The organism is Knoellia subterranea KCTC 19937 (genome assembly GCF_000768685.1).
GTDB lineage: Bacteria > Actinomycetota > Actinomycetes > Actinomycetales > Dermatophilaceae > Knoellia > Knoellia subterranea.
In genome coordinates this window covers 12,440-36,460 of sequence record NZ_AVPK01000004.1, presented here as the reverse complement: position 1 = coordinate 36,460, position 24,021 = coordinate 12,440, and the positions used below count along the sequence as shown (strand labels likewise).

The following is a 24,021-nucleotide window of genomic DNA, read 5'->3' as shown; positions in this document are numbered from 1 at the left end:
GCCTTGTGTGCCTGAGCGGTCCCATATCGGGACCGCTCAGGCACACGAGGCGAGGGTTCAGCTGGTGCTGGGCTCGGGGGTGGGCTCGCTCGAGGCGCCGTTCGCCGGCTCGAGCCCGCACTGCTTGAGCTCCTGGTCGACCTTGAGGGTCAGGCGCTCCTTGCCGGCCGCGTGCGCGTCGGCGACGGTGCCCTCGTAGATCGTGTTGTCCTTGGACTCACGCTGCAGGTCCGAGGCCTCGGCGCAGATGTGGAAGACCTCGCCCTGCTTGGTCCAGAACACGTGGTCCTGACCGACGGCATCGATGACGGAGTTCTGCTCCTCGGTGTACTGCTCCACCGACGGCGGGTTGAAGTCCGCCCCCATGTAGGTCGCGAGCACCGCCAGCACGATGCCGACCCCGCCGGCGAGGGCCTTCTGCCCCTTGCTCATGTCCTTGTCGAGGAGGATCACGACGATGAGCGGCAGGAACGCGAGCAGCGCCATGAACGCGCCGAGCTGGTTCTGCACAAAGAACTTCACCGTCTCGCTCTTGCGCGCCGGGTCGAGGCGGTTGGCCTTCTTCCACAACATCGAGCCACCAATCGCGAGCGCCGCGATCAGCACCAAGCCCACGATGAGGATGACCATGACGGCCGTCGTCACCGGACGACCCGACATCAGCACACCGAAGATCAGGTAGAGCTCCGCCGCGATCGCGAGCAGCCACAGCACGAAAGCGATGATCCGGAACTTCGTCGCCTGCGCGTTCGCCCCCTCACTCGGCGCCCAATCGGGCCCGGAGTCCGACCCCTTCTCCGGCTTGTCCGCACTCTCCGCCCGCACGACCTTCTTGTCCGTCATGGTCCCGAACCCTAACGACGATCAGGCGGGAAAGGGGGTCTGGGCGAGCACCCGGCATACAGTGGTTCCATGCGTGCGATCTGGAAGGGCGCGGTCTCGTTCGGGCTCGTCAACGTGCCGGTGCGGCTCTACTCCGCGACCGAGAATCACGACGTGCAGTTCCGTCAGGTGCACCGCGAGGACGGCGGGCGGATCAAGTACAAGCGGATCTGCTCGATGGACGGAGAGGAAGTCGCCTACGACGACATCGCCAAGGGCTACGAGACCGAGGACGGCGACATGGTCATCCTCACCGACGAGGACTTCAAGGACCTGCCGAGCAAGTCCTCCAAGGAAATCAACGTCGAGAAGTTCGTTCCCGCGGACCAGATCGACCCGATGCTGCTCGACAAGAGCTACTACCTCGAGCCCGACAAGACGGCGACCAAGCCCTACATCCTGCTGCGCGAGGCGCTCGAGTCCGAGGGCCGCATGGCCGTCGTGACCGTCTCGATCCGCACGCGCATGACGATGGCCGTCCTGCGTGTGCGCGACGGCGTCATCGTCATGCAGACGATGCTCTGGCCCGACGAGATTCGCGCGGCCGACTTCGCCAGCGTCGACGAAGCTGCCGAGGCGACCGACAAGGAGATGGCGATGGCCAAGCTCCTCATCGAGCAGCTTGCGGGCGACTACGACGCCGACGACTACGAGGACGACTACGCCACCGCCCTCCAGGCGCTCGTCAAGGCCAAGGTCGAGGGTGGAGAGGTGCAGGCCCCCACGGTCGAGGCAGAGGAGTCCGGCGAGGTCGTCGACCTGCTCGCGGCCCTGGCCAAGTCCGTCGAGAAGGCCAAGGCGTCCCGCGGCGAGGCCCCGAGCAAGCCCGCCGCCAAGGCCGAGACCAAGGCATCCGCGGACAAGCCGGCGAAGAAGGCCGCAGCGAAGAAGGCCCCGGCCAAGAAGTCGAGCAAGAAGGCCAGCTGACGACAAACGCAAGAACGCCTCGTATGCCGGGTGGCCGGCATACGAGGCGTTCTTCGTCTCCCAGCGGGGCGGGGACTCAGGCGTTCTCCTTGCGGAAGGTCGACGTGCCCCACCACAGCGCGAGGACGAAAAGCACTGCGGCCCAAGCGGTTCCGTAGACCATCGGGTCGCGGGCGAAGTCACCCGAGAACGAGGTGCGCACGCCGTCGGTGATCCATCGGAAGGGCATCCAGTCCGAGACCGACTGGAGCCACTTCGGGCCCATCGTCATCGGCAGCAGGATTCCCGAGAGCAGGAGCACCGGCATCATCACCATGTTGATGACGGGCGCCATGACATCCTCGGACTTCGTCGTCAGAGCGAGCGCGTTGGAGGCGGCGGCACAGGCGCCGCCGACCAGCATCGTGAGCAGCACGCCGAAGACGATGCCCTTGACCGATCCCGTCATGCCCAGGGCGTAGCCGAGGCCGACGAGGATCAGTGCCTGGACGAAGAGCTGGACGAGGTCACGGATGAGCCGACCGACGAGCAGTGCCGTACGGCTGGCCGGGGTGACCCGCTCGGCCTCGATGACACCCTCGCGCCACTCACCAATGAGGCTGAAGCCGGCGAAGAACGCCCCGAAGATGCCGAGCTGGACGAGCATGCCGGGCACGAAGAACGTGTACTCGTTGTCGACCCCGAGCTCTTGGATGATCGGCTTGAGGAGGGGACCGAAGAGGAAGAGGTACATGATCGGCTGGAGCATGCCGATGATGACCCAGGCGGGGTTGCGCAGGTTCATCCGCAGCTGTCGGCGGAAGACGATGAAGCACTCGCGAGGGAAGGTCATCACTTCTCCTGTCCGGCCGCGACGAGCTCTGCGTCGGGGGCGGTCTGGTTCTCGTCCTTGGTCGTCTCCTGGGCGTCGCGCAGCGAGCGGCCGGTGAGGGTGAGGAAGACGTCGTCGAGAGTGGGGCGGTGGACCTCGATGGACTCGAGGGTGATGCCGGCGGAACCGAGATCAGCGAGCAGGCCGGGGACGGCACGACCGGCGCGGGCAACGCGGGCGCGCACGTGGTTGCCGTCGATCTCGACGGCCTCGCTGCCGGAACGGCCGGCCTCGGCAATGGACCCGAGACGGGTCGCCGCGCTCTGCACGTCGGCGGAGTCGGCGAGCTGGAGGTCGACGAGGTCGCCGGAGACGTTGGCCTTGAGGTTCTCGGACGTGTCGCTGGCGACGATGCGGCCGTGGTCGATGATGACGATCCGGTCGCTGAGGTGGTCGGCCTCGTCGAGGTAGTGGGTCGTGAGGAACACCGTTGCTCCGCGCTTCCGGCGCAGGTCGGCGATGTGCTCCCAGAGGTTGGCCCGCGCCTGCGGGTCGAGGCCGGTCGTCGGCTCGTCGAGGAAGACGAGCGTCGGGTCGTGGATGAGGCCCATGACGATGTCGAGGCGACGGCGCTGGCCACCGGACATGTTCTTGGGCATGCGGGTCCACAGTCCGTCGAGGTCGAGCTGCTCGAAGAGCTCCTGGCCGCGCTTCTTGGCGTCGGCCCCGCGCATCCCGTAGAGCATCCCGTGGTCGACGACCTCGTCGCCGGCCCGCGCGGCACTGAACGCCCCACCCGCTTGCGACACGTAACCGATCGAGCGGCGCACCTGCTCCGACTCGCGCACGACGTCGAAGCCGGCGACGGTCGCCGTGCCCTCCGTCGGCCGCAGCAGCGTCGTCAACATGCGCAGCGTCGTGGTCTTGCCGGCACCGTTGGGGCCGAGGAATCCGACGACCTCGCCCTCGGCGACGTCGAGGTCGACACCGTCGACGGCGCGCACCACGGTCTTCTTCTTGCCTTCCCTGGACTGGAAGGTCTGCACGAGTCCTCGTGCGTGGATCATGACGATCTCCCTCGTTGATGTTCAAACTTGAACACATGCAGTGTTCAATATTGAACACTCCACGTCAACCCGGCCGCCGATCCACGCTAGAACCCGCCCCTGACACCCAACCCGGCTCCCGAGCCCCTTCTCTCGTCGCGAGCCTCATCAATGAGGTTCTCGAGCGCCTCACCGGCTCCCGAGCCGGGTAGGCGAGCGGACGGCATACGCGAAGGAACGTCCGAAAGTCAGCGACCGCGAATGAGGCGGCGGTAGCGCTCCCGGTCGTTCGCCATCTGCCAACCCGGGTCGTCCGCGGGCGCCTCCCACGACGTCGAGTCGCCCGCGAGCCCCATCTCGCCGCGGTCGATCCGGCCCAGCGCATTGGCCACCCACTCGCGCTCGGTCTGCGCCAGACCCATCCACAGATCGGCCATCGCGCCGACGTGCGGCGGCATCGAGCCGAGGTCGCGCGGCGCCTCCAGCTGCTCCCGCACCTTGGCGTCCAGATTGGCCAATCGCGAGCGCAACGCCTTGACGATGCGGTCGCGTTCGATGAGTGGCATGAGGGACAGGCCGGTGTGAAAAGGCAACGGGGACAACAGATCCACGGTCTCGACGGCCGCGAACCACAGCCGCTCGAACTCCTCACGACCCTGAGGCGTACTCGTGTAGACCGCCACCTCACGCGTCCCGTCGACGAGGTCGTGCCGGTCGAGGTTGCCCTGCCTGGCGAGCGTCGCGAGCCCCGAGTAGATCGAGCCAGGATTGACGTGCGCCCAGTCCTCGACCTGCCACGAAAGCAGCTCGCGGCGCAGCTGGTACCCGTTCACCGGCTCGAAGAGCATCACGGTGCCGAGCAGCAGCAAGCGGGTCTCGGTGGCTGCCATGAGCCGCAGCCTAGCCGTGGCCGATGATGGGGCCATGCCCGAAGGCCACACCCTCTACGCCCTCGCCCGCGACCTCGACGCCGCCTTCCGCGGCACGTCGCCGGTCGTGACGAGCCCGCAGGGGAAGTTCGCCGCCGGTGCCGCGCTGCTGTCCGGGCACGAGGTGCTCGGCGCGACGTCGAGGGGCAAGCACCTCTTCGTCGAGTTCGCCGGGGAACGGTGGTTGTGGGTGCACCTTGGGCTGATCGGCACCTTCCGGATCGACAACATCGCGTATGCCGGTGAGGTGCCTGTCGTGGGTCAGGTCCGGTGCCGCTTCGCGACCGAAGAGCATGTGGCCGATCTGCGTGGGCCGATGGTGTGCGACGTCGTCACGCCGGAGAAGGTCGGTTCGATCCTCGACCGGTTGGGCCCGGATCCGTTGCGCCCCAACGATGTTCGCTCCGACCCCGACCTGGCGTGGAAGCGGATCCAACGGTCGAGCAAGCCCATCGCCGAGCTGCTCATGGACCAGGAAGTGCTCGCAGGAGTGGGCAACGTCTATCGGTCGGAAGTGCTGTTTCGGCTGCGGGTCAACCCTTTTCGGCCCGGCAACAAGCTCCAGCGCAAGTACTGGCGGGCCATGTGGGACGAGTTCGTGACGCTGCTCCCGCTCGGTGTCGCAACCTCCAAGATCGTCACCGTGCACGACCAGGTCGAAGCCATCGCAGAGGCGATGGAGGCCGGCGACGACGTCACGCTCACCGAGCGCGACTCCTATGTCTATCGCCGCGCGGGCGAGGCCTGCCTGGTGTGCGGCTCGCGCATCCGCACCCAGATCGTCGCCGGCCGCAACCTCTTCTGGTGCGGCAACTGCCAACGTCGCGGCTGACCGCGCCTGCCCCGAGTCTCACCTTTCCCGCCCGAAGTGGCTTGTTCTGACTTCGCTTGATCGCCGCGACCAAGCGATGTGAGAGGAACCCACTTCAGGCGGGAATGGTGGGGCGGCGCACGAAATTCGGTGGCGGACGGCATACCGGAATCTCCACACTGGACCACGGACAGGCGAGAGGAAGCAGCCGAAGCGGCGTGCCGCCACCGGTCCTGCGCATTGCCTCTCGTCGATGGATCCACTGGCATGCCCTGTCACGGCTTCGGGTTCGGCTCCCGCTCATCAGACAGGTGGTACCGGTCGGACCCACGGATCGCAGCGTTCTGCGGCCCGGGCGGTCAGCACGACGCCCGACGCCCCGCGCGACGCTCCGCCGACCGGTGCCATCACCAGCCATCACGTCCTGACCGCTCACCCACCACGGCGCACCCGAAGGAGGTTGCCCATCATGTTCCTGTTCCACATCACCGTCCCGGCCCACACCGTCGCGGTCGAGTTCGTCCACGGCATCCCCGAGCGGGTGCTCGAGGCGGGCCGTCACCAGCGGACGTGGCGGGCGACCTACGTCTCCGTGGACCTGCGCGAGCAGCTGCTCGCCATCTCCCCGCAGGAGATCCTCACCGTCGACGGCGTGCAGGTGCGCGTCTCGGCGGCGGTGCGGTGGACCGTCGCGGACCCGATCGCGTGGCTGCAGCGCGCGACCGACCCGCTCGGTCTGGTCTACCTCGGGATGCAGGTCGCGCTGCGTGACGCCGTCGCCGGGCTGACGCTCGAGACGGTGTCGCAGCGTGGCGCCGGACTCGACGCCGCCGCCCTCACGGCGGCGGTCGCCTCGGTGGCCCGGCCGGTCGGGGTCGAGGTCACCGAGGTCGTCGTCAAGGACGTCATCCTGCCCTCGGAGGTGCGTGCGGCGACGCTCGAGCTCGCGACCGCCCGCTCGCGTGGTGCGGCGCAGCTCGAGATGGCCCGTGCCGAGACGGCGGCGCTGCGTTCGCTCGCCAACGGCGCCAAGCTCCTGGACGAGCACCCGGCGCTCGCCCGGATGCGGCTCGTCCAGGCGATGCCGTACGGCGCACAGCTCACCATCAAGCTCGACTCGGGAGTCGAGTCGGCGGAGTGAGACCTGTCCGGGGAGGTGGTCGCAGGGGTGACCACCTCCCCGGACATTCCTTTGTGGGTATGCCGTCCCCTCCCCTGAGCTTGGCAGGGAACGTTCGGCGTCGTCACAGGTTCGAGGAGGATCCTGACGCCGAGCGGAAGGATCCCACCATGAGCCAGACCCCGGAACAGCCGGCGACCCCCGATCGCGACGACACTGCCGGAACCCCCGAGAACATCGAGGCGCCAACAACGCCTACTCCACCCGCCGCACCAGCGGGACCGCCGCCGGTTCCGCCGACGCAACAGTGGCCGGTGGCGCCGCAGGCTTCCCCACCGGGAGCGCAGGCGTCCCCGGCGCAGTCGCAGGCTCAGGGTGTCCCGGGCCAGGCTCCCCGTAGCAACTCGACCTGGGGCGAGGCGACGTCGACGACGGGCGGCAAGATCGCCATCGCGATTGCCGCAGCGAGTCTCGGTTTCATCCTGTTGGTCGGCACCGGACTGGCCGCGTTCGCCGTGGTCCGCCACGCGGATGGCGACCGTGGGCGCGGTCCTTGGGCCGGGAGCTCCGAGCGAGCCCCGATGCCGGACCGGATGTACCCGGGCGACCGCGGACCCAACCAGCTCCCGCCGGGTCAGCTCCCCGGTCAACGCGGCAATGGTCAGGACGACAACGGTGCGGACGAGCTCCCCGGTGCCGGCGGATTGGGCCTCGGCCCTGGTCTCCACGGCGAATTGGTCATCCCCGGCGACAACGGCAGCCCGCAAACCGTGCTCTTCCAGCGCGGCGACGTCACTGAGGTCACTGCTGACAAGCTGACGGTCAAGAGCACCGATGGCTTCACCTCGACCTACACGATCGGCGCCGACTCCCAGAAGCGCCTCAAGGACAAAGTGTCGACGCTGGCCGCAGGCGATCAGGTTGCTGTCGTCGCCGACAAGGGCACCACGACGACGCTCCGCATTCTCAAGACAGGCCGAGCAGCAGCCACGAGTTAGGGTCAACTTGGTCTGGTCTGGTCTGGTCTGGTCTGGTCTGGTCTGGTCTGTTCCGGTACGATTGCGGCATGACCACGGTCAACATCCAGGAAGCCAAGACCCACCTGTCTCGGCTGCTTGAACGCGCCCAGGCAGGTGAGCGCATCGTCATTGCCAAAGCCGGACGACCGATCGTGGAGCTCACTCCTGTCTCACGGGTGGACATCACGTGGGGAGCGATGGCTGGTCAGATCGACATCGACTACGACGCCTTCGACGCTGCCGACGCGGAGATCGCCAAGATGTGGGACGAGCCTCTGAGTGACGAGTCGGCGAACACGGCACCCGCAGGTATCGACACGTGATCCTGCTCGACACACACGTCGCCTTGTGGTTGTTGCACGATCCGAAGCGCGTCGGCGCCGGGGCACGGCATGCGATTGACTCTGCCGCCACGGTCTATTTCTCGGCAGTGTCGCTCCTCGAGACGTCGGTCAAGCGCATGATTGGTCGCCTCGACGTGCCCCCAGAACTGGACCAGGTCTTCGTCGCACAAGGGCTCACCCCCCTTCCTCTGACCCCGGAACACGCGATCGCGATCGAGCGCTTCACCTCGCTCGCGCGACACGATCCATTTGATCGGGCCCTGCTCGCTCAGGCTGCCGTGGAACGGTGCCGGCTAGTGACCGCTGACCGGCAGCTCCTGGCACTCGGATTCGACTGGGTCATCGACGCCCGCACGTGACCACGAGTCCGCCGAGAGCGAACATGAGTCGCCTCGACTCAGCCCGTGGAACACGATGTACTCCTGCCGCGTTGGACGCGGTGACACGCCTCGGCTTGGGCCCCGACCACCCCTCGACTGCCACGCACCTGTGAAAGGGAGCGAACGGCATACAGGGAGCGGAGATAGCATCGAGGTGACTAAGAAACAGTCAGGAGCCAGCAATGTTCGAACGGTTCACCGACCGCGCCCGTCGGGTGGTCGTCCTCGCCCAGGAAGAGGCGCGCCTCCTCAACCACAACTACATCGGCACCGAGCACATCCTGCTCGGCCTCATCCACGAGGGTGAGGGCGTTGCCAGCAAGGCACTGGAGAGCCTGGGGATCTCTCTCGATGCCGTGCGCGAGCAGGTCCAGGAGATCATCGGGCAGGGTCAGCAGGCCCCGACCGGTCACATCCCCTTCACGCCGCGCGCCAAGAAGGTTCTCGAGCTCAGCCTCCGCGAGGCGCTGCAGCTCGGCCACAACTACATCGGCACTGAGCACATCCTCCTCGGCCTGATCCGCGAGGGTGAGGGCGTCGCCGCCCAGGTCCTCGTCAAGCTCGGCGCGGACCTCGGTCGCGTGCGCCAGCAGGTCATCCAGCTCATCTCGGGCTACCAGGGTGGCAAGGAGGGGGCCACGGCCGGTGTCGGTCAGGGCGGTCCCGCCGAGGGCACCCCCGCCGGTTCGCTCGTGCTCGACCAGTTCGGTCGCAACCTCACCGTGGCTGCCCGCGAGGGCAAGCTCGACCCGGTCATCGGGCGTGAGAAGGAGATCGAGCGGGTCATGCAGGTGCTGTCCCGCCGCACCAAGAACAACCCCGTCCTCATCGGTGAGCCCGGCGTCGGCAAGACCGCCGTCGTCGAGGGTCTCGCCCAGGACATCGTGCGCGGCGAGGTGCCCGAGACCCTCAAGGACAAGCAGCTCTACACCCTCGACCTCGGCGCGCTCGTCGCCGGCAGCCGCTACCGCGGTGACTTCGAGGAGCGGCTCAAGAAGGTCCTCAAGGAGATCCGCACCCGCGGTGACATCGTGCTGTTCATCGACGAGATCCACACGCTGGTCGGTGCCGGTGCGGCCGAGGGCGCCATCGACGCCGCGAGCATCCTCAAGCCGATGCTCGCCCGCGGTGAGCTCCAGGTCATCGGTGCGACGACGCTCGACGAGTACCGCAAGCACATCGAGAAGGACGCCGCCCTCGAGCGCCGCTTCCAGCCGATCCAGGTGGCCGAGCCGACGCTGGCCCACGCCATCGAGATCCTCAAGGGTCTGCGCGACCGCTACGAGGCCCACCACCGCGTCTCCATCACCGACGGTGCGCTCGTCGCGGCCGCCAACATGGCCGACCGCTACGTCAACGACCGGTTCCTTCCGGACAAGGCCATCGACCTCATCGACGAGGCCGGCGCCCGGTTGCGCATCCGCCGCATGACCGCACCGCCAGACCTCCGTGAGTTCGACGAGAAGATCGCGGCCGTCGTCCGCGAGAAGGAGTCGGCGATCGACGGGCAGGACTTCGAGAAGGCCGCGCGTCTGCGCGACGACGAGAAGAATCTGCGCAACGAGAAGAGCCAGCGCGAGTCCGAGTGGAAGAGCGGTGACCTCGACGTCGTCGCCGAGGTCGACGAGGAGCTCATCGCCGAGGTCCTGGCGGCCAGCACCGGCATCCCGGTCTTCAAGTTGACCGAGGAGGAGTCGAGCCGGCTGCTCCACATGGAGGACGAGCTGCACAAGCGTGTCGTTGGCATGGACGACGCCATCAAGGCACTGTCCCAGGCGATCCGGCGCACCCGCGCCGGCCTCAAGGACCCGCGTCGTCCAGGTGGCTCGTTCATCTTCGCCGGCCCCACCGGTGTCGGAAAGACCGAGCTCGCCAAGACGCTCGCCGAGTTCCTCTTCGGCGACGAGGACAGCCTCATCCAGCTCGACATGTCGGAGTTCAGCGAGAAGCACACGGTCTCGCGGCTCTTCGGCTCCCCTCCCGGCTACGTCGGCTACGAAGAGGGCGGTCAGCTCACCGAGAAGGTCCGGCGCAAGCCGTTCTCGGTCGTGCTGTTCGACGAGGTCGAGAAGGCCCACCCCGAGATCTTCAACTCGCTGTTGCAGGTCCTCGAGGATGGCCGCCTCACCGACTCGCAGGGTCGGATGGTCGACTTCAAGAACACCGTCATCATCATGACGACCAACCTCGGCACCCGTGACATCTCCAAGGGTTCGCTCGGCTTCTCGGCCGGACCGGACACCCGCACCGACTACGACCGGATGAAGGCCAAGGTCCAGGACGAGCTCAAGCAGCACTTCCGGCCCGAGTTCCTCAACCGTGTCGACGACACGATCGTCTTCCCGCAGCTGACCCGCGAGGAGATCATCCAGATCGTCGATCTCGAGATCGCCAAGCTCGACAAGCGGCTCAAGGACAAGGACATGGGCATCGAGCTCACGCCCGCGGCCAAGAACCTGCTCGCCAAGCGCGGCTACGACCCCGTGCTCGGTGCGCGACCGCTGCGTCGCACGATCCAGCGCGAGATCGAGGACGTGCTGTCGGAGAAGATCCTCTTCGGCGAGCTCAAGTCCGGCGAGATCGTCGCGGTCGACGCGACGGGCGAGGGCAAGGAGGACACCTTCACCTTCGAGGGCACGCAGCACGCCGCCGCCATCGAGGTGCCGGTCGTCACCGCCGGGTCCCCTGCCACGTCGTCCTCGGCACCGGAGACGGCAGCCTCGGGCGAGTGATCTCCCGGCTCACCTTCGGGTGAGCCGACCGAACGACTCAGGCGCGGTATGCCGGGAAGGCAACTTCCCGGCATACCGCGCCTGAGTCCTTTTGTCCCGAAGTCACCCAATTCCCGGGTTGGGGACATGCAAGTTTCAACGTCCCCAACCCGGGAATTGGGTGAGTTCGGGACGGGCAGCCGGGAACCAGGGGGTCAGGAGAGGCGGGCGAGCATGGCCTGCATCTGCTGGATCTGCTTGGACTGGGTGACGTTGATGTCGTTGGCCATCTCCTCGACGAACTCGTCCGCCGGGAGCTTCGCGTGCTCGCCGACCATCGTCAGGGCACCCTGGTGGTGAGCCGTCATGAGCGTGAGGAACAGCCGATCCGCCTCGACACCTGAGGCGCGCCCGAGTTCGGCGAGCTGCGCCTCGGTCGCCATGCCGGGCATGCCCGCGTGGTCGTGATCGCCGAGACGCGGGTTCGTCGCCTGCGGCGGGACGGTCTGCTTGTGCTCCTCGAGCCACGTCTTCATGGCGAGGATCTCGGGCTTCTGCTCGGCCTGCATCCGGTCGGCGAGCGCCTTGACCTGGGTGTCGGACAGGCGCGGCAGGGCGGTCTCGACCATGACGATGGCCTGCGCGTGGTGGACGATCATGTCCTGATAGAACTTCGCGTCGCCGGGCCGGGTCGTCGGTGTCGTGATGGGTGCCGCCGCGCTCCCCGACAGGGTCGCGTTGGGTTCACCCGGTCGGCCGGGCTGGAGCACCGGACCACTCGCCGTCGGTGCCGTCGTCGCGGGAAGCGGCTCCTCGCCATCGCCGGTGCAGCCGCTCGCGAGCGCCGCCACGCAGCTCACGGTGAGCAGGGCGCGGAAGGCGAGCGGACGGCATACGCGACGAATTGGCATGTGCCGCACTGTAGTTGGAGACCTCTGACCACCGCGCTGTCCGATCCGGACAGAACTGGCGAGTAGGGAGTTCTTACCAAACCTTTACCCTCGCCCCGAAACTTTTGCGCGAGGCTGGACGGCACCGCACATTCACCTGGGACGCAGCCGCGGGAGGGTGCGACCCACTTGAGGAGGAATCATGAGGATCCTGCGCACCTTGGGGGTGGCGGCCATCGCCGCCCTCACCGTCACAGGTACCAGCATGGTCGGGGCGTTCGCCGCGACCAGTGACGTGCCACCACCCCTCGTCGGCAAGTCCGGCCTCGACCTCGCGCCCGACCAGATCGGTCGGAGCGCCAACGTGCAGCACCTGTTCAACACGCCTCACGCCGGACCGCTCGCCGGCGCCACGGGCTCCGACATCGCGTTCGCGGGCAACAAGGCGTTCGTCGGCAACTACAACGGCTTCGTCATCTACGACGTGTCGAACCCGGCCTCGCCCAGCACGCTCTCCACGGTGAGCTGCCCGGGTTCGCAGAACGACATCACGGTGTCCGGCAACCTGCTCTACCTGTCGACCGACTCCTCGCGCAGCGACGACTCGTGCCAGTCAGTGGCCCAGCCCGCGACGATCAAGGACTCGTGGGAGGGCATCAAGATCTTCGACGTGTCCGACCCGACGGCGCCGCGCTACCTCAAGTCGGTCGAGACCGCCTGTGGTTCGCACACGCACACGCTGGTCCCGGGTGGTGCCGGCACGGACTACCTCTACGTGTCGAGCTACTCGCCGCGCGCGGACTACCCCGACTGCCAGCCGCCGCACGACTCGATCAGCATCATCAAGGTGCCGACGGCCAACCCGACCGACGCGGCCGTGGTCGCCACGCCGAACCTCTTCCCGGATGGCGGCAACCCCGGTGGCACCCAGCCGTCGGGTGACGGCTACTCGGCCACGACCGGTTGCCACGACATCACGGCCTACCCGAGCCGCAAGATCGCGGCCGGCGCGTGCATGGGTGACGGCGTCATCTTCGACATCGCCAACCCCGAGGCGCCTCGCGTCATCGAGACCGTTCAGGACACGACCAACTTCGCGTTCTGGCACTCGGCGACCTTCAACAACAAGGGCACCAAGGTCGTCTTCACCGACGAGCTCGGTGGCGGCGGTCGCGCGACGTGCAACACCACCGTCGGCCCGAACCGTGGCGCCAACGCGATCTTCGACCTGTCGAAGGACAACCAGCTGACCTTCAAGTCGTACTACAAGATCCAGCGTCACCAGAACGACTCCGAGAACTGCGTCGCCCACAACGGCTCGCTCATCCCGCTGCCGGGACGCGACGTCATGGTGCAGTCCTGGTACATGGGTGGCACGTCCTTCTGGGACTTCACCGACAGTGAGAACCCGCGCGAGATCGGCTACTTCGAGCGCGGCCCGAACGGCAACGTCGGTGGTGGCGGCGGTGGCACCTGGTCGTCGTACTACTACAACGGCCACGTCTACTCCTCCGACCTCGGCAAGGGCTTCGACGTCCTGAAGATCACCGACCCGAGCCTCAAGAAGGCCGCGCTGGTGAAGATGGACCAGCTCAACCCGCAGAGCCAGCCGGTCTACGCGACCCGCTGACGGTTCGAGCGCCTCAGCCGGGGCGCTCGAACCACCCCCTCGGATCGGCCGTCCGTGCTTCGTGCACGGGCGGCCGGTTCGCGCGTGTGGAGCAATACTTGCCTGTATGCCGTCCGCTGAGTCCGCGCCCACCTCACCGCCGCTTTCGGTCACGACGGGGGCGGACGGCATACGCATCCGTCCGGCCCGCACCGCGGACGTCCGCGCGATGCGGGCTCTGGTGGCGCCGTTGGCCGAGCAGCGGGTGCTGCTCCAGAAGGAAGCCGTGGCGTACTACGAGTCCGTCGGTGACTTCGTCGTCGCCGAACGCGACGGCGAGATCATCGGGTGCGGAGCGGTGCACGTGCTGTGGGAGGACCTCGCCGAGATCCGCACCCTCGCGGTCGCCTCGTCGGCGCTGGGGCACGGCATCGGCTCGCGCCTCATGGAGCGCCTCATGGAGCGGGCGCGCGAGCTGGGTGTGGAGCGCTTGTTCTGCCTGACGTTCGAGACGGACTTCTTTGAGCGGCACGGGTTCGAGCCCATCGAGGGGCAGGCCGTCGAGCCCGAGGTCTATGCCGAGCTGCTGCGGTCGTATGACGAAGGTGTCGCGGAGTTCCTCGACCTCGAGCGGGTCAAGCCGAACACGTTGGGCAACACCCGAATGCTCCGCGTCCTCTGACGGTCAGGAGCCTCGCCGGCGGAGCTGGACCGAGGCGAGCAGTACGAGGACGAGGAGTCCGCTGATCACGCCGAACCCGAGCTCCGGGATGAGCGGCAGCGCAATGCCGAGTCCGCCACCGATGACCCAGGCGATCTGCAGGACGGTCTCGGACCACGCGAAGGTCTGCGTGCGGACGTTCTCGGCGATGTCGCGCTGGATGATCGCATCGACACTGAGCTTGACGACCTGTGCGCAGAGTCCGGCGCACAGACCGAGGACGAGCAGCGTCACCAGCCCATAGAACAACGCTGTCGACAGGGCCGCGAGGACGATGACGATGAGGGCGATGGCGACGAGCCGTTCGGGTGGCAGGCGGCGGGCGGCGTTGCCGACCACCGTGCCGAGGGCGTTGCCCGAGCCGGCCGCACCGACGACGAGGGCCAGGACGAGCGTGCCGCTGTAGCCGTCGATCGGGTGCTCGCGCATGAGGAAGGCCATGAAGAGCGTGAGGAAGCCGGTCAGCAGGCGGGCACCCATCGCCCCGACGAGGGCCGCCCGGACAGACACCGGGAGTCCGAGGATGCGCGCTCGAAGCCGCGCGAACAGTCCCTTGACCCGATGCTGCTCCTGGAGGGGTTCGGCGTCGGGCCGTTCCAGCGCCACGGTGTCGGCGAGCTGCCACGGTTCGACGCCGGTCGGCGCGGGGCGCAACTGGGACGCGGCCGGGGGCATCGGCTTGGTGTCCTCGAGGTCGAGTTCGCCGGCGGCGGAGTCGACCCGCGACGGAAGCCGGATCGCGAGCACGGTCCCGACGACATAGATGGCGAACGCGAGCCGGAGTGACCAGTCCGGTCCGATGCGTGCGAGGGCGCCGGCGAGACCACCGCCCACGGCCATGCCCGCCACGCCGACGAGGGCCATGCGTGAATTCGCGTTGACCAGCGTGAAGCCAGGGGGCAGCAACCTGGGGATGGCTGCCGAGCGCGTCACGCCATACGCCTTCGAGGCGACCAGACACCCGAGGGCGGCGGGGAAGAGCCAGGCCGAATTGGTGACGACCGCTCCCGCGAGGATCCAGCAGAGGAAGGCGCGCAGGGCGAGTGTCGTTCCGATCGCCCACCGTCGGCCGTGCCGGAACCGGTCGAGCAGCGGCCCGATGAAGGGAGCCAGGAGCGCGAACGGCGCCATCGTCAGCGCGAGGAACTGCGCCACCTGGGCCCGGGCCTCGTCGGTCGGGATGGCGAAGATCGTTCCGGCGAGACTCACCGTGAGGGCGGCATCGGCACAGACGTTGACGAAATGCAGCTCGACGAGTCGCGCGAGACCGCTCTCGTCGGCGCCTGCCGAGTTCACGAAGGCGCGTGCCTTTTGTGTGCCGGCCCTGCTCCCCCGGCCCGCGACCCGCGCACCGCTGACGGTCCCGCGGCGCACGACGCGCATCACGCGGGTGGCTCCGGCGCGCACCCCGTAGGGGTCGGGTGGGGTCCGCTTGCCTGAGCCGTTCGGCCCATCGGGCTGCTGGGGCTGCGGGTCGCGCTGCGGATCCCTGGGACGGTCGGGCATGCTCATCCGGCCTGTGCCTCATCATGCCCGGGGAGCGAAAAGTGGTGTGCCCCAACGGGTTCCACGAGCCCATCCTCGATGAGACCGGCGAGGCAGCGGTCGACCTGGACTTCGTCCCGACCGGGCGCGAGGTCGCCGCGGTCGACGGGCACGTGCGCGTCGCGCAACGTCTGCACGATGATGCCGCGCACCTGCCGATCTGTGCCGTGCCACTTCTGCCCACGGCGCGCTGGTCCGTCGTATGCCGGCCGCCCACCCAGGAGCCACGCGCACCGTCCGCGAACGGGACAGTCGGGGCAACGGGGGGCCCGGGCAGTGCAGACGAGGGCCCCGAGCTCCATGACGGCAACGTTCCACACGGCCGCGTCGTGATCAACGACCGGGAGCAGGTTGCGGGCAAGGTCCTTCTCGGCGCGGGTCAGCGACGGCGCCGCCTGCTCCTGCCCAGAGATGAGGCGGGCCTCGACGCGACGGACGTTGGTGTCCACCACGACGGACCGGTCACCAAAGGCGAAGGCCGCCACGGCCGCTGCGGTGTAGTCGCCGATGCCCGGCAGCGAGAGCAGGTCGTCCTGCGCCCGCGGCACCTCGCCGCCATGCCGCTCGACGATGGCGATCGCCGCCTCCCGTAGGCGTAGCGCCCGGCGCGGATAGCCCAGGCGCCCCCAGGCCCGCACGACGTCCGCCGGCGAGGCAGCAGCCAGCACCTCCGGAGTGGGCCAGCGCTCCATCCACTCGCGCCACGCCGGTTCGACCCGTGCCAGCGGCGTCTGCTGCGCCATCACCTCGGAGAGCAGCACGCCCCACGGTGAGCACGACGGGTCGCGCCAGGGCAGAGCACGGGCATGCACGGCATACCAATCAAGGACGTCCCGGTGCAGTCCGGGGACGTCGACGGCTGGCGACAGTGAAGAGCGAGACGGCAGCGACGGGCTCACGACACCACGCGCCCCGGGTCAGACGTAGCGCTCGAGGATGCTGCTCTCGGCCAACCGCGACAGGCCCTCGCGCACGAGGCGAGCGCGCCCCTCGCCGACACCCTCGACGCCCATGAGGTCGTCGACGCCGGCGGCGAGGAGCTTCTGGAGGCTGCCGAAGTGGTCGACGAGCCGGTCGACGATGGCCCCGGGAAGGCGCGGCACCTTGCTGAGCATGCGGTAGCCGAGCGGACTCACGGAGGAGTCGAGCGCATCACCGACTACGGTGAAGCCGAGCGCCTTGGCGCCCGCAGCCGGGTCAAGCATCTCGCCGGCGTCGATGTCGGTGAGGTTGGCGATCGCCTGGTCGAGGTCGTGCTCGCCGCGCGACTCGTGGAGGTAGTCGCGGATGACGAGCCCGAGGTCGTCGGAGAGCCCGCCGGTGAGCTCCTCGAGCTGGAGGCTGAGGAGGCGACCGTCGGTGCCGAGCTGGAGGACGTAGTCGCCGATCTCGTCCTTGATCCGTCGCACCATCTCGAGGCGCTGGAGGACGTTGGCGACGTCGCGGACGGTGACGAGGTCCTCGATCTCGAGCGCGGAGAGGGTTCCGGTGACCTCGTCAAGACGCTGCTTGTAGCGCTCGAGCGTCTGCAGCGCCTGATTGGCGCGCGACAGGATCTGGCTCGAGTCCTCGAGGACGAAGCGGTTGCCGCCGACATAGAGCGCGACGATCCGCATCGACTGGCTCACCGAGACGACAGGGAAGCCGGTCTGCTTCGCGACCCGCTCGGCCGTGCGGTGGCGGGTGCCGGACTCGCTCGTCTCGATCGTGGCGTCGGGCACGAGCTGGGTGGCGGCGCGCAGGATGCGGGTGCCGTCGCGGTCGCAGATGATGGCGCCGTCCATCTTGGCGAGCTCACGCAGTCGCGTCGCCGAGAACTCGATGTCCATCGGGAAGCCGCCCGTGGCGATCTCATCGACGACACGGTCCATGCCGAAGACGATGAGCGCGCCGGTGCGACCGCGCAGAATGCGTTCGAGGCCGTCGCGCAGCGCAGTGCCGGGCGCGACGGCGGCGAGCGTCGTGCGCATCAACTCGTCGTCGACGAGGGGCGTGGCCACGGGAATCCCTTCGGTTTCGTCGCAGGTCAGGGGTATCTGACCTGCGTGCCGAGTCTAACGGCGCGGGTATGCCGTCCGGTCCCGGAGACCACACTCGGCCCGTCGCGCTTCCGGTTGCCGAAGCCGGCGCCCCTACCCGACTGCCGAACCTGACTGCCGAACTCGGCTCGCGAGCCTGATGGCCTCTCGCGAGCTGCATCGATGAGGCTCGGGAGGACTCACTCGGCTCGCGAGCCGGATCGGTGAGTTCACGAGACCCGGAGGTCGGCCTAGCGCGTGGGGACCCCTGCGGCGACCTGGACGGCCTCGAGCACGGTCGCCACTTCGATGACGCGCAGTCCGTCAGGCACGGGCCCGCCGCCGAGAACGCCCGGCGGGACGATCGCTGTCGTGAAGCCGAGGCGCGCGGCCTCGGCGAGGCGTCGGTGGGCGCCGGTCACGGGGCGCAGCTCACCGGCGAGCCCGACCTCACCGAACGCCACGGTCCCCATCGCGAGAGCCTGGTCGGTGAGTGCGCTGGCGAGGGCGAGGGTGAGCGCGAGGTCGGCCGCGGGCTCGGTGATGCGCACCCCGCCGACCGTGGACATGAAGACGTCCTTGCGGCCGATCGGTGCCCGGGCGCGCGTGCCGAGGACGGCGAGGATCATGCCGACGCGGGAGGAGTCGAGACCGCTCGTGGCACGTCGGGGGTTGGGCATCTCGGTCTGGTCGATGAGTGCCTGCACCTCTGTGACGAGTGGCCGTCGCCCCTCGAGGGTCACGGTGACGCAGGTCCCCGGCACGGCGACCGTGCGGTTGGACAGGAACAACCCACTGGGGTCGGCGAGTCCGGTGATGCCGACATCGGAGAGGTCGAAACAGCCGACCTCGTCGGTCGGACCGTAGCGGTTCTTCACCGCCCTCACGAGCCGCAGCCGCGAGTGCCGGTCGCCCTCGAACTGCACCACAACGTCGACGAGGTGTTCGAGCACCCGCGGACCGGCGATGGAGCCGTCCTTGGTGACGTGGCCGACGAGGAGAGTCGCGATGCCGCGGGACTTGGCCGTGGCGATGATGCTGGCGGCGACCTCGCGCACCTGCGCGACGTTGCCCGCGGCACCCTCGACCTCGGCGCTGCTGATCGTCTGGACGGAGTCGATGACGACGAGGTCTGGCTCGATCTGCTCGATCTGGCCCAGGACGGTCGCGAGATCGGTCTCCGACGCGAGGTAGAGCGTGCGCGCCATCGCCTCGATGCGCTCTGCCCGGCTGCGCACCTGCGCCGCCGACTCCTCACCGCTGACGTAGAGGACCCGTCGCTCCTGGCCCGCGGCACCCTCACGCGCGGCCCGTCCGGCGACGTCGAGCAGCAGCGTCGACTTGCCGATGCCGGGCTCGCCCGCGACGAGGACGACGGCACCGGGCACGAGCCCACCGCCGAGCACCCGGTCGAACTCGGGCACACCCGTGCCCTGAGCCTCGGCCCGGCTCGCATCGACGTCACCGATGGGGATGGCTGGCCGCGCGACGGATCGCGCCGCCGTTGTGCGGGTCGACACGGCACCGACCTCGGTCACCGACCCCCAGGCCTGGCACTCACCGCAGCGCCCGACCCACTTCGCGGTCGTCCACCCGCACTCCGAACACCGGTATGCCGGCCGGTTGCCTTTCGCTGCCATGCCGGCAAACCTAGGCGACCCCACCGACACCGGGGTGGCCGCCGTCGATGTGCCGTCAGCCCGACAGGGGTTCCTCTCACTTCGCTTGACTGCGGCGATCAAGCGAAGTGAGAGGAACCCACTTCAGGCGGGAAAGGTGTGGCCGGTGGGGACGGGCATGCGGCGGGTGTCTCCGGTCGGGACGACGCTCGAGATGACGGTGCCGTCCTCGCGGACGATCTCGCTCGGCGCCTTCGGCGACCCGGGGATGCGCGGCCCCTGGCCATCGAGCGCCACCGTCACCGGCGCCGCACCACTCACCGTCACCGACTCGCCGCGGACGACGAACGTCACCGACCCCTCGCCCTCCTCGACGATCAGCTCCAGCTCCGTCGGACGCACCGTGACGCGAATTCGGTTGCCGCTCAGGGTGATTCGATACGTGAGCGACTCCCACTGCTCCGGCAGTCGCGGGTCGATCGTGAACTGCGCCTCGCGCTCGTCCGACCCGTGATCCCGGAACCCGCCGAACCCACCCACTAGGGCACTCCACAGGCCGCCGGTCGACGCGACGTGCACGCCGTCCGCGGTGTTGGCGTGTCGGTTGGCGAGGTCGACGTAGAGCGCCGACAGGAAGTAGCGGTACGCCAGGTCCTGGTAGCCCACCTCCGCCGCGATGATCGACTGCACGACCGCCGACAGCGTCGAGTCCCCCGTGGTGATCGGGTCGTAGTACTCGAAGTCCTTGAGCTTCTCCTCCGGCGTGAAGTCCTCGCCCTGGAGATACAGCGCGAGCACGACGTCGGCCTGCTTGAGCACCTGGAACCGATAGATCACGAGCGGGTGGTGGTGCAGCAGCAGCGGCCGCACCGACGCGGGCGTGTTCGCGAGGTCCCACATTTCCCGCTCGAGGAAGTGGTCGTCCTGCGGGTGGATGCCGAGGTGCTCGTCGAACGGGATGAACATCCCCTGCGCACACTCACCCCACTCGGTGACCTCGTCACCTTCCAGCCCGGTCCTGCGGACCATGTCGGCGTATGCCGCAGGGTCGCCTTCCGCGAGCGCCTCCACCGCTTCGACGGCTCGCCGCAGATTGAAGCGGGCGAGCACGTTCGTGTAGAGGTTGTCGTTGACGACGGCGGTGTATTCGTCCGGCCCGGTGACGCCGTGGATGTGGAAGGTCCGCTCCCCCGAGGGTTGGGTGCGCCAGAAGCCCAGGTCGGCCCAGAGCCGTGCCGTCTCGACGAAGATGTCGATGGCCTGGTCGAGGAACTCGGTGTCGCCAGTTGCGCCGACGTACTGGCTCAGGGCATAGGCGATGTCCGCATCGATGTGGTACTGCGCGGTGCCGGCGGCGTAGTACGCCGACGCCTCATGGCCGTTGATCGTGCGCCACGGGAAGAGCGCACCCTTCTGCGAGAGCTCCCCCGCTCTGGTCCGGGCGTAGTCGAGAAGGGACAGCCGGAAGCGCAAGGCGTTGCGGGCGGCATACGGCATCGTGTAGGTGAGGAACGGCATCACGTAGATCTCGGTGTCCCAGAAGTAGTGACCGCCGTAGCCGGAGCCCGTCACTCCCTTCGCGGGCACGCCGTAGGTCTCGGCGCGGGCCGAGGCCTGCGCGATGGCGAGGAGGTTCCAGCGCGTCGCCTGCTGGATCTCCGGCTGGCCCGGGATCTCGATGTCGCACCGCGCCCAGAAGGCGTCGAGCCACTCGCGCTGCTCGACGTACTGCTGGTCGACGCCGGCCTCGGCGACCCGGTCGAGGGTGCGTTCGCAGCGGTCGATGAGCTCGCGCGGCGGCACGCTGTCCGCAGTGTGGGTCGAGACGAGCTTGGTGAGCCGGATCGGCACGCCCGGCTGGGCCTGGATCCGGTAGATCATCTTGGCCGAGTCGTCGTCGGCGTGGACGGTGGCGCGGTAGGGGTTCGCGGTGTCGAGGATGTGGTCGGTGACCATGCCGAGAGTCATCCCGCTGGCGGCGGTCTGGTAGCCGAGGGTCAGGCGGCCGGTCTCGACGTCACCCCTGCTCTCCCGGGGCAGGAGGACGCGGCCGCGGAAGGCCTCGGCCTTGCGCGGGTCGGCGATGCCGGCGGCGGCCTTGGCCTCCGGGCCCTCCTTGGGGAGGTCCTGTCGGTTGAGGACCTGCGAGGAGATCTGGACCGGACCGTGGCCGTCGAGCAGGGTCACCTCGAAGGTCATGACGGCGAGGTGACGTTGGGTCAGGGAGACCATGCGGGTGCTCTTGACCTCGATGCGGGTGCCGCTCGGGGTGCGCCAGAGCAGGGTGCGGGAGAGGACCCCGGTGCGGAAGTCGAGTGTGCGCCGGTAGTCGAGCAGATCGGCCGTGGAGAGCTGGAGCGGCTCGTCGTCGACGTAGAGGCGGATGACCTTGGCGTCGGGGACGTTGACGATCGTCTGACCGATGCGGGCGAAGCCGTAGGCCTCTTCGGCGTGGGTGATCGGCCAGGTCTCGTGGAAGCCGTTGACGTAGGACCCGTCGACGTGGGCGTCGCGGCTCTCCTCGTAGTTGCCGCGCAGCCCGAGGTAGCCGTTGCCGACGCTGAAGAGCGACTCGGTCACCCCGAGGTCGTCGGCGTCGAAGCGCGTCTCGGTGAGCGCCCATTCGTCGACCGGGAAGCGGCTGCGGTCGAGGGGGTCGTGGTCGACGTCGAGCGGCATCGCGTTCACAGCAGCTCCCCGAGGTCCTCGACGACAAGGGTCGCGCCGGCGCCGGTGAGGGCCTGCTCCCCGGCACCGCGGTCGACCCCGATGACGAGCCCGAAGTGTCCGGCGGCGCCGGCCTCGACGCCGCTCAGGGCATCCTCGAGGACCACGGCCTGCGCGGGCTCGACGCCGAGCTCTTCGGCAGCGGCGAGGAACGTGTCGGGTGCGGGCTTGCCGGCGATGCCGCGCTCGGCGGCCACGCCACCGTGCATGACGAAGCCGAAGAAGTGGTCGACTCCGGCGGCCTCGAGGACGGCCGGTGCGTTCTTGGAGGAGGACACGATCGCCATCGGGAGGTTGCGCTCGGCAAGGGCCTCGAGCAGGCGCACCGATCCGGGGTAGGCCTCGACGCCGTCCCGGGCGAGGACCTCGTTGAAGGCGTCGTTCTTGCGGTTGCCCAGCCCGCAGACCGTGTCCTGGTCAGGGTTGTCGCTGGGGTCGCCCTGCGGAAGGTCAATGCCACGGGACGCGAGGAAGGCCGCAACTCCTTCGTAGCGCGGCTTGCCGTCGACGTGGGCGAAGTAGTCCTCGTCGGTGTAGGGCTCGGCCACGCCGCGCGCCGTCAGGAAGTCGTTGAACATCTGAGACCACGCCCGCATGTGCACCTCCGCCGTGGGCGTGACGACCCCGTCGAGGTCGAAGAGGGCAGCGGCGTAGTCGTCCCAGTCGAGGCGAGTCATGCGAGAAAGCGTAAAGGTTTCCACCCGCCTGCAGTGAGGGTGACTCGGGAGAGTGGCGAGCCCCGGCCAGCCTCCCCGCAACTCACCCTGAGGCGGAGGGTCGGCGGGTCGCTGCGTGGCCGAGGGCGAGTGCCAGCGACAGGCCCGCGCAGGTGAGCCACAGCGTCGCGTCGCCATGGGCCAGCAGGGGTGCGCCGACGAGGGGCGCCACGACCGTGGCCACTCCCCACGACAGGCCGAACACGGTCATGACGGCCGCACCGAGGCCCGGGCCACCCATCGCCGCGGCCCGCGCCTGGTAGGTCCCGAGCAGGAACGCCCCGCTCGCCCCCTCGAGCACCGCCCCACCGAGCAGTCCCGCAAAATGACCCGTCGCCCACAGTCCCAACCCGGCCGCGAGCACGAGGTGACCGAGGACGAGAGCGGTGGCGGGCGGCATACGGAGCTCGGTTCTGCGTAGGAGCCGCTGAGCGGCAATCGCGGCAGCGGCAGCGACGGCGAGCAGCCAGCCCGTCGTCGAGGTCGTGTGTCCGGCGGCGTCGACCGCGAGAGGGAGCATGAAGACGATGATCATGACGAGCGTCGCATAGACCGTGCCCACACCCGTCCACGCGATGAGGCGCGGAGTGAGAGCGGCGCGCCACGGCGAGGGATGGCGCTCGGCTCGAGCGGACGGCAGGAGCACGACGGCGGCACCGGCAGCGAGGACGCTCGACACGGCGTCGCACACGAAGATCGCGGACACTCCCCACCGACCGAGGAGGGCCGCGAGCAGCCCCGACACGACCCCGGCCACCGACAGCGTGGACCAGAGGAGGGCGAACGCCGACGCCTGCCGGGCCGGGTCGATGGTCTCGGCGATGACGGCCTGGGTGGCGGGTTCGATGAGCTCGTAGGCCAGGCCGAGGCAGAGGACGGCGGCGACGACGACCGGCACGGTGTCCGCGAGACCGATGGCGAAGAGGGCGGCGGCGCACACGAGGAGCCCGCCGATGATCGTCGGGCGGGTGCCGAGGCGGGTCGCGAGGACGCCACCGAGGATGCGACTCGGGATCGTGCAGGCACCGAAGACGGCAAGCACGAGGCCGACCGCGCCGAGCGACATGCCGAGGTCGCGGGCGAGGCGCAGCCCGAGGAAGCTCATGCCGAAGCCACCGAGCCGGTTGACGACCCGGACGCCGACGACGGCGTGGAGGACGGAGTTCGGTCGGGTGAGGGTCATCGCGAACGGCACC

General features: G+C 68.7%; 21 protein-coding genes. 9 read left to right on the top strand and 12 right to left on the bottom strand.

Translation table 11 applies throughout. From position 1 onward, the window contains the following. Nucleotides 1-57: 57 nt before the first annotated feature. Entirely contained in the window at nucleotides 58-843 is a 786-nt protein-coding gene (locus tag N803_RS07935; RefSeq protein ID WP_052112046.1) for a hypothetical protein, read from the bottom strand. Nucleotides 844-912: 69 nt separating this feature from the next. Here N803_RS07935 and ku point away from each other — a divergent pair, with 69 nt between their 5' ends. Next, nucleotides 913-1,809 carry a non-homologous end joining protein Ku gene (gene ku / locus N803_RS07930; RefSeq protein ID WP_035904074.1) on the top strand — a complete coding sequence of 299 codons (897 nt, stop codon included), beginning with the start codon at nucleotides 913-915 and terminating at the stop codon, nucleotides 1,807-1,809. A 76-nt stretch (nucleotides 1,810-1,885) separates the two neighbouring features. On the opposite strand, the gene N803_RS07925 is transcribed toward ku, so the two are convergent. From N803_RS07925 to N803_RS07915, 3 genes are all read right to left on the bottom strand, one after another. After that, a complete protein-coding gene (locus tag N803_RS07925; RefSeq protein ID WP_035904072.1) occupies nucleotides 1,886-2,641 on the bottom strand; it encodes an ABC transporter permease in 756 nt (251 codons plus the stop codon). After that, nucleotides 2,641-3,687, bottom strand: a complete 1,047-nt coding sequence (locus tag N803_RS07920; protein WP_035904071.1) for a daunorubicin resistance protein DrrA family ABC transporter ATP-binding protein — start codon at nucleotides 3,685-3,687, stop codon at nucleotides 2,641-2,643. The genes N803_RS07925 and N803_RS07920 overlap by 1 nt, the downstream gene beginning before the upstream one ends. Before the next feature lie 227 nt (nucleotides 3,688-3,914). Further along, complete coding sequence (locus N803_RS07915; protein WP_035904070.1) at nucleotides 3,915-4,556, bottom strand: PadR family transcriptional regulator; 642 nt, start codon at nucleotides 4,554-4,556, stop codon at nucleotides 3,915-3,917. A gap of 34 nt (nucleotides 4,557-4,590) precedes the next feature. Here N803_RS07915 and N803_RS07910 point away from each other — a divergent pair, with 34 nt between their 5' ends. The 6 genes from N803_RS07910 (at nucleotide 4,591) to N803_RS07885 (ending at nucleotide 11,001) form a co-directional block, all read left to right on the top strand. Next, nucleotides 4,591-5,427: an Fpg/Nei family DNA glycosylase gene (locus N803_RS07910; RefSeq protein ID WP_035904069.1), complete on the top strand. Its 837-nt coding sequence runs from the start codon at nucleotides 4,591-4,593 to the stop codon at nucleotides 5,425-5,427. 448 nt (nucleotides 5,428-5,875) lie between these two features. Continuing rightward, a complete protein-coding gene (locus tag N803_RS07905; protein WP_035904068.1) occupies nucleotides 5,876-6,547 on the top strand; it encodes an SPFH domain-containing protein in 672 nt (223 codons plus the stop codon). A gap of 149 nt (nucleotides 6,548-6,696) precedes the next feature. Further along, nucleotides 6,697-7,524, top strand: a complete 828-nt coding sequence (locus N803_RS17445) for a hypothetical protein (RefSeq protein ID WP_156969697.1) — start codon at nucleotides 6,697-6,699, stop codon at nucleotides 7,522-7,524. A 68-nt stretch (nucleotides 7,525-7,592) separates the two neighbouring features. Continuing rightward, nucleotides 7,593-7,868 (top strand): type II toxin-antitoxin system Phd/YefM family antitoxin, encoded by a 276-nt coding sequence (locus N803_RS07895; RefSeq protein WP_052112042.1) that lies wholly within the window; start codon nucleotides 7,593-7,595, stop codon nucleotides 7,866-7,868. Continuing rightward, nucleotides 7,865-8,248 (top strand): type II toxin-antitoxin system VapC family toxin, encoded by a 384-nt coding sequence (locus tag N803_RS07890; protein ID WP_035904066.1) that lies wholly within the window; start codon nucleotides 7,865-7,867, stop codon nucleotides 8,246-8,248. Before N803_RS07895 ends, N803_RS07890 begins: the two co-directional genes overlap by 4 nt. A gap of 203 nt (nucleotides 8,249-8,451) precedes the next feature. Continuing rightward, a complete protein-coding gene (locus N803_RS07885) occupies nucleotides 8,452-11,001 on the top strand; it encodes an ATP-dependent Clp protease ATP-binding subunit (protein WP_035904064.1) in 2,550 nt (849 codons plus the stop codon). Nucleotides 11,002-11,195: 194 nt separating this feature from the next. On the opposite strand, the gene N803_RS07880 is transcribed toward N803_RS07885, so the two are convergent. Continuing rightward, complete coding sequence (locus tag N803_RS07880) at nucleotides 11,196-11,891, bottom strand: DUF305 domain-containing protein (RefSeq protein WP_084764282.1); 696 nt, start codon at nucleotides 11,889-11,891, stop codon at nucleotides 11,196-11,198. Nucleotides 11,892-12,072: 181 nt separating this feature from the next. On the opposite strand from N803_RS07880, the gene N803_RS07875 reads away from it, so the two are divergent. Together N803_RS07875 and N803_RS07870 are read left to right on the top strand one after the other, a co-directional pair. Beyond that, a complete protein-coding gene (locus N803_RS07875; protein WP_035904062.1) occupies nucleotides 12,073-13,500 on the top strand; it encodes an LVIVD repeat-containing protein in 1,428 nt (475 codons plus the stop codon). 106 nt (nucleotides 13,501-13,606) lie between these two features. After that, the gene (locus tag N803_RS07870; protein ID WP_084764279.1) at nucleotides 13,607-14,161 is read left to right on the top strand and encodes an amino-acid N-acetyltransferase; all 555 of its coding nucleotides are present in this window, start codon (nucleotides 13,607-13,609) and stop codon (nucleotides 14,159-14,161) included. Nucleotides 14,162-14,164: 3 nt separating this feature from the next. On the opposite strand, the gene N803_RS07865 is transcribed toward N803_RS07870, so the two are convergent. From N803_RS07865 to N803_RS07835, 7 genes are all read right to left on the bottom strand, one after another. Further along, nucleotides 14,165-15,706: an MFS transporter gene (locus tag N803_RS07865; RefSeq protein WP_245617097.1), complete on the bottom strand. Its 1,542-nt coding sequence runs from the start codon at nucleotides 15,704-15,706 to the stop codon at nucleotides 14,165-14,167. A 2-nt stretch (nucleotides 15,707-15,708) separates the two neighbouring features. Further along, nucleotides 15,709-16,644 (bottom strand): HhH-GPD family protein, encoded by a 936-nt coding sequence (locus tag N803_RS07860; RefSeq protein WP_084764278.1) that lies wholly within the window; start codon nucleotides 16,642-16,644, stop codon nucleotides 15,709-15,711. Nucleotides 16,645-16,662: 18 nt separating this feature from the next. Continuing rightward, nucleotides 16,663-17,715, bottom strand: coding sequence for a DNA integrity scanning diadenylate cyclase DisA (disA, locus tag N803_RS07855; protein ID WP_035904394.1), 1,053 nt, complete (start codon nucleotides 17,713-17,715; stop codon nucleotides 16,663-16,665). Between the two features lie 299 nt (nucleotides 17,716-18,014). Continuing rightward, on the bottom strand, nucleotides 18,015-19,403 hold the full coding sequence (gene radA / locus N803_RS07850; protein ID WP_035904059.1) for a DNA repair protein RadA: 1,389 nt from the start codon (nucleotides 19,401-19,403) through the stop codon (nucleotides 18,015-18,017). Nucleotides 19,404-19,526: 123 nt separating this feature from the next. Continuing rightward, complete coding sequence (locus N803_RS07845; protein WP_035904393.1) at nucleotides 19,527-22,061, bottom strand: glycoside hydrolase family 65 protein; 2,535 nt, start codon at nucleotides 22,059-22,061, stop codon at nucleotides 19,527-19,529. 5 nt (nucleotides 22,062-22,066) lie between these two features. Next, nucleotides 22,067-22,786, bottom strand: a complete 720-nt coding sequence (locus N803_RS07840; RefSeq protein ID WP_035904057.1) for an HAD family hydrolase — start codon at nucleotides 22,784-22,786, stop codon at nucleotides 22,067-22,069. A gap of 82 nt (nucleotides 22,787-22,868) precedes the next feature. Then, nucleotides 22,869-24,020, bottom strand: a complete 1,152-nt coding sequence (locus N803_RS07835; RefSeq protein ID WP_052112039.1) for an MFS transporter — start codon at nucleotides 24,018-24,020, stop codon at nucleotides 22,869-22,871. Between the last annotated feature and the right edge of the window lies 1 nt (nucleotide 24,021).

What these genes read in the sequence shown, in the direction of transcription:
- N803_RS07840 (WP_035904057.1), bottom strand. Translation starts at nt 22,786, where the DNA reads ATGACTCGCCTCGACTGGGACGACTACGCCGCTGCCCTCTTCGACCTC.
- N803_RS07870 (WP_084764279.1), top strand. Translation starts at nt 13,607, where the DNA reads ATGCCGTCCGCTGAGTCCGCGCCCACCTCACCGCCGCTTTCGGTCACG.
- N803_RS07895 (WP_052112042.1), top strand. Translation starts at nt 7,593, where the DNA reads ATGACCACGGTCAACATCCAGGAAGCCAAGACCCACCTGTCTCGGCTG.
- N803_RS07935 (WP_052112046.1), bottom strand. Translation starts at nt 843, where the DNA reads ATGACGGACAAGAAGGTCGTGCGGGCGGAGAGTGCGGACAAGCCGGAG.
- disA (WP_035904394.1), bottom strand. Translation starts at nt 17,715, where the DNA reads ATGCGCACGACGCTCGCCGCCGTCGCGCCCGGCACTGCGCTGCGCGAC.
- N803_RS07875 (WP_035904062.1), top strand. Translation starts at nt 12,073, where the DNA reads ATGAGGATCCTGCGCACCTTGGGGGTGGCGGCCATCGCCGCCCTCACC.
- N803_RS07905 (WP_035904068.1), top strand. Translation starts at nt 5,876, where the DNA reads ATGTTCCTGTTCCACATCACCGTCCCGGCCCACACCGTCGCGGTCGAG.
- N803_RS07845 (WP_035904393.1), bottom strand. Translation starts at nt 22,061, where the DNA reads ATGCCGCTCGACGTCGACCACGACCCCCTCGACCGCAGCCGCTTCCCG.
- N803_RS07910 (WP_035904069.1), top strand. Translation starts at nt 4,591, where the DNA reads ATGCCCGAAGGCCACACCCTCTACGCCCTCGCCCGCGACCTCGACGCC.
- N803_RS07885 (WP_035904064.1), top strand. Translation starts at nt 8,452, where the DNA reads ATGTTCGAACGGTTCACCGACCGCGCCCGTCGGGTGGTCGTCCTCGCC.
- N803_RS07865 (WP_245617097.1), bottom strand. Translation starts at nt 15,706, where the DNA reads ATGCCCGACCGTCCCAGGGATCCGCAGCGCGACCCGCAGCCCCAGCAG.
- ku (WP_035904074.1), top strand. Translation starts at nt 913, where the DNA reads ATGCGTGCGATCTGGAAGGGCGCGGTCTCGTTCGGGCTCGTCAACGTG.
- N803_RS17445 (WP_156969697.1), top strand. Translation starts at nt 6,697, where the DNA reads ATGAGCCAGACCCCGGAACAGCCGGCGACCCCCGATCGCGACGACACT.
- N803_RS07925 (WP_035904072.1), bottom strand. Translation starts at nt 2,641, where the DNA reads ATGACCTTCCCTCGCGAGTGCTTCATCGTCTTCCGCCGACAGCTGCGG.
- N803_RS07880 (WP_084764282.1), bottom strand. Translation starts at nt 11,891, where the DNA reads ATGCCAATTCGTCGCGTATGCCGTCCGCTCGCCTTCCGCGCCCTGCTC.
- radA (WP_035904059.1), bottom strand. Translation starts at nt 19,403, where the DNA reads ATGGCAGCGAAAGGCAACCGGCCGGCATACCGGTGTTCGGAGTGCGGG.
- N803_RS07915 (WP_035904070.1), bottom strand. Translation starts at nt 4,556, where the DNA reads ATGGCAGCCACCGAGACCCGCTTGCTGCTGCTCGGCACCGTGATGCTC.
- N803_RS07920 (WP_035904071.1), bottom strand. Translation starts at nt 3,687, where the DNA reads ATGATCCACGCACGAGGACTCGTGCAGACCTTCCAGTCCAGGGAAGGC.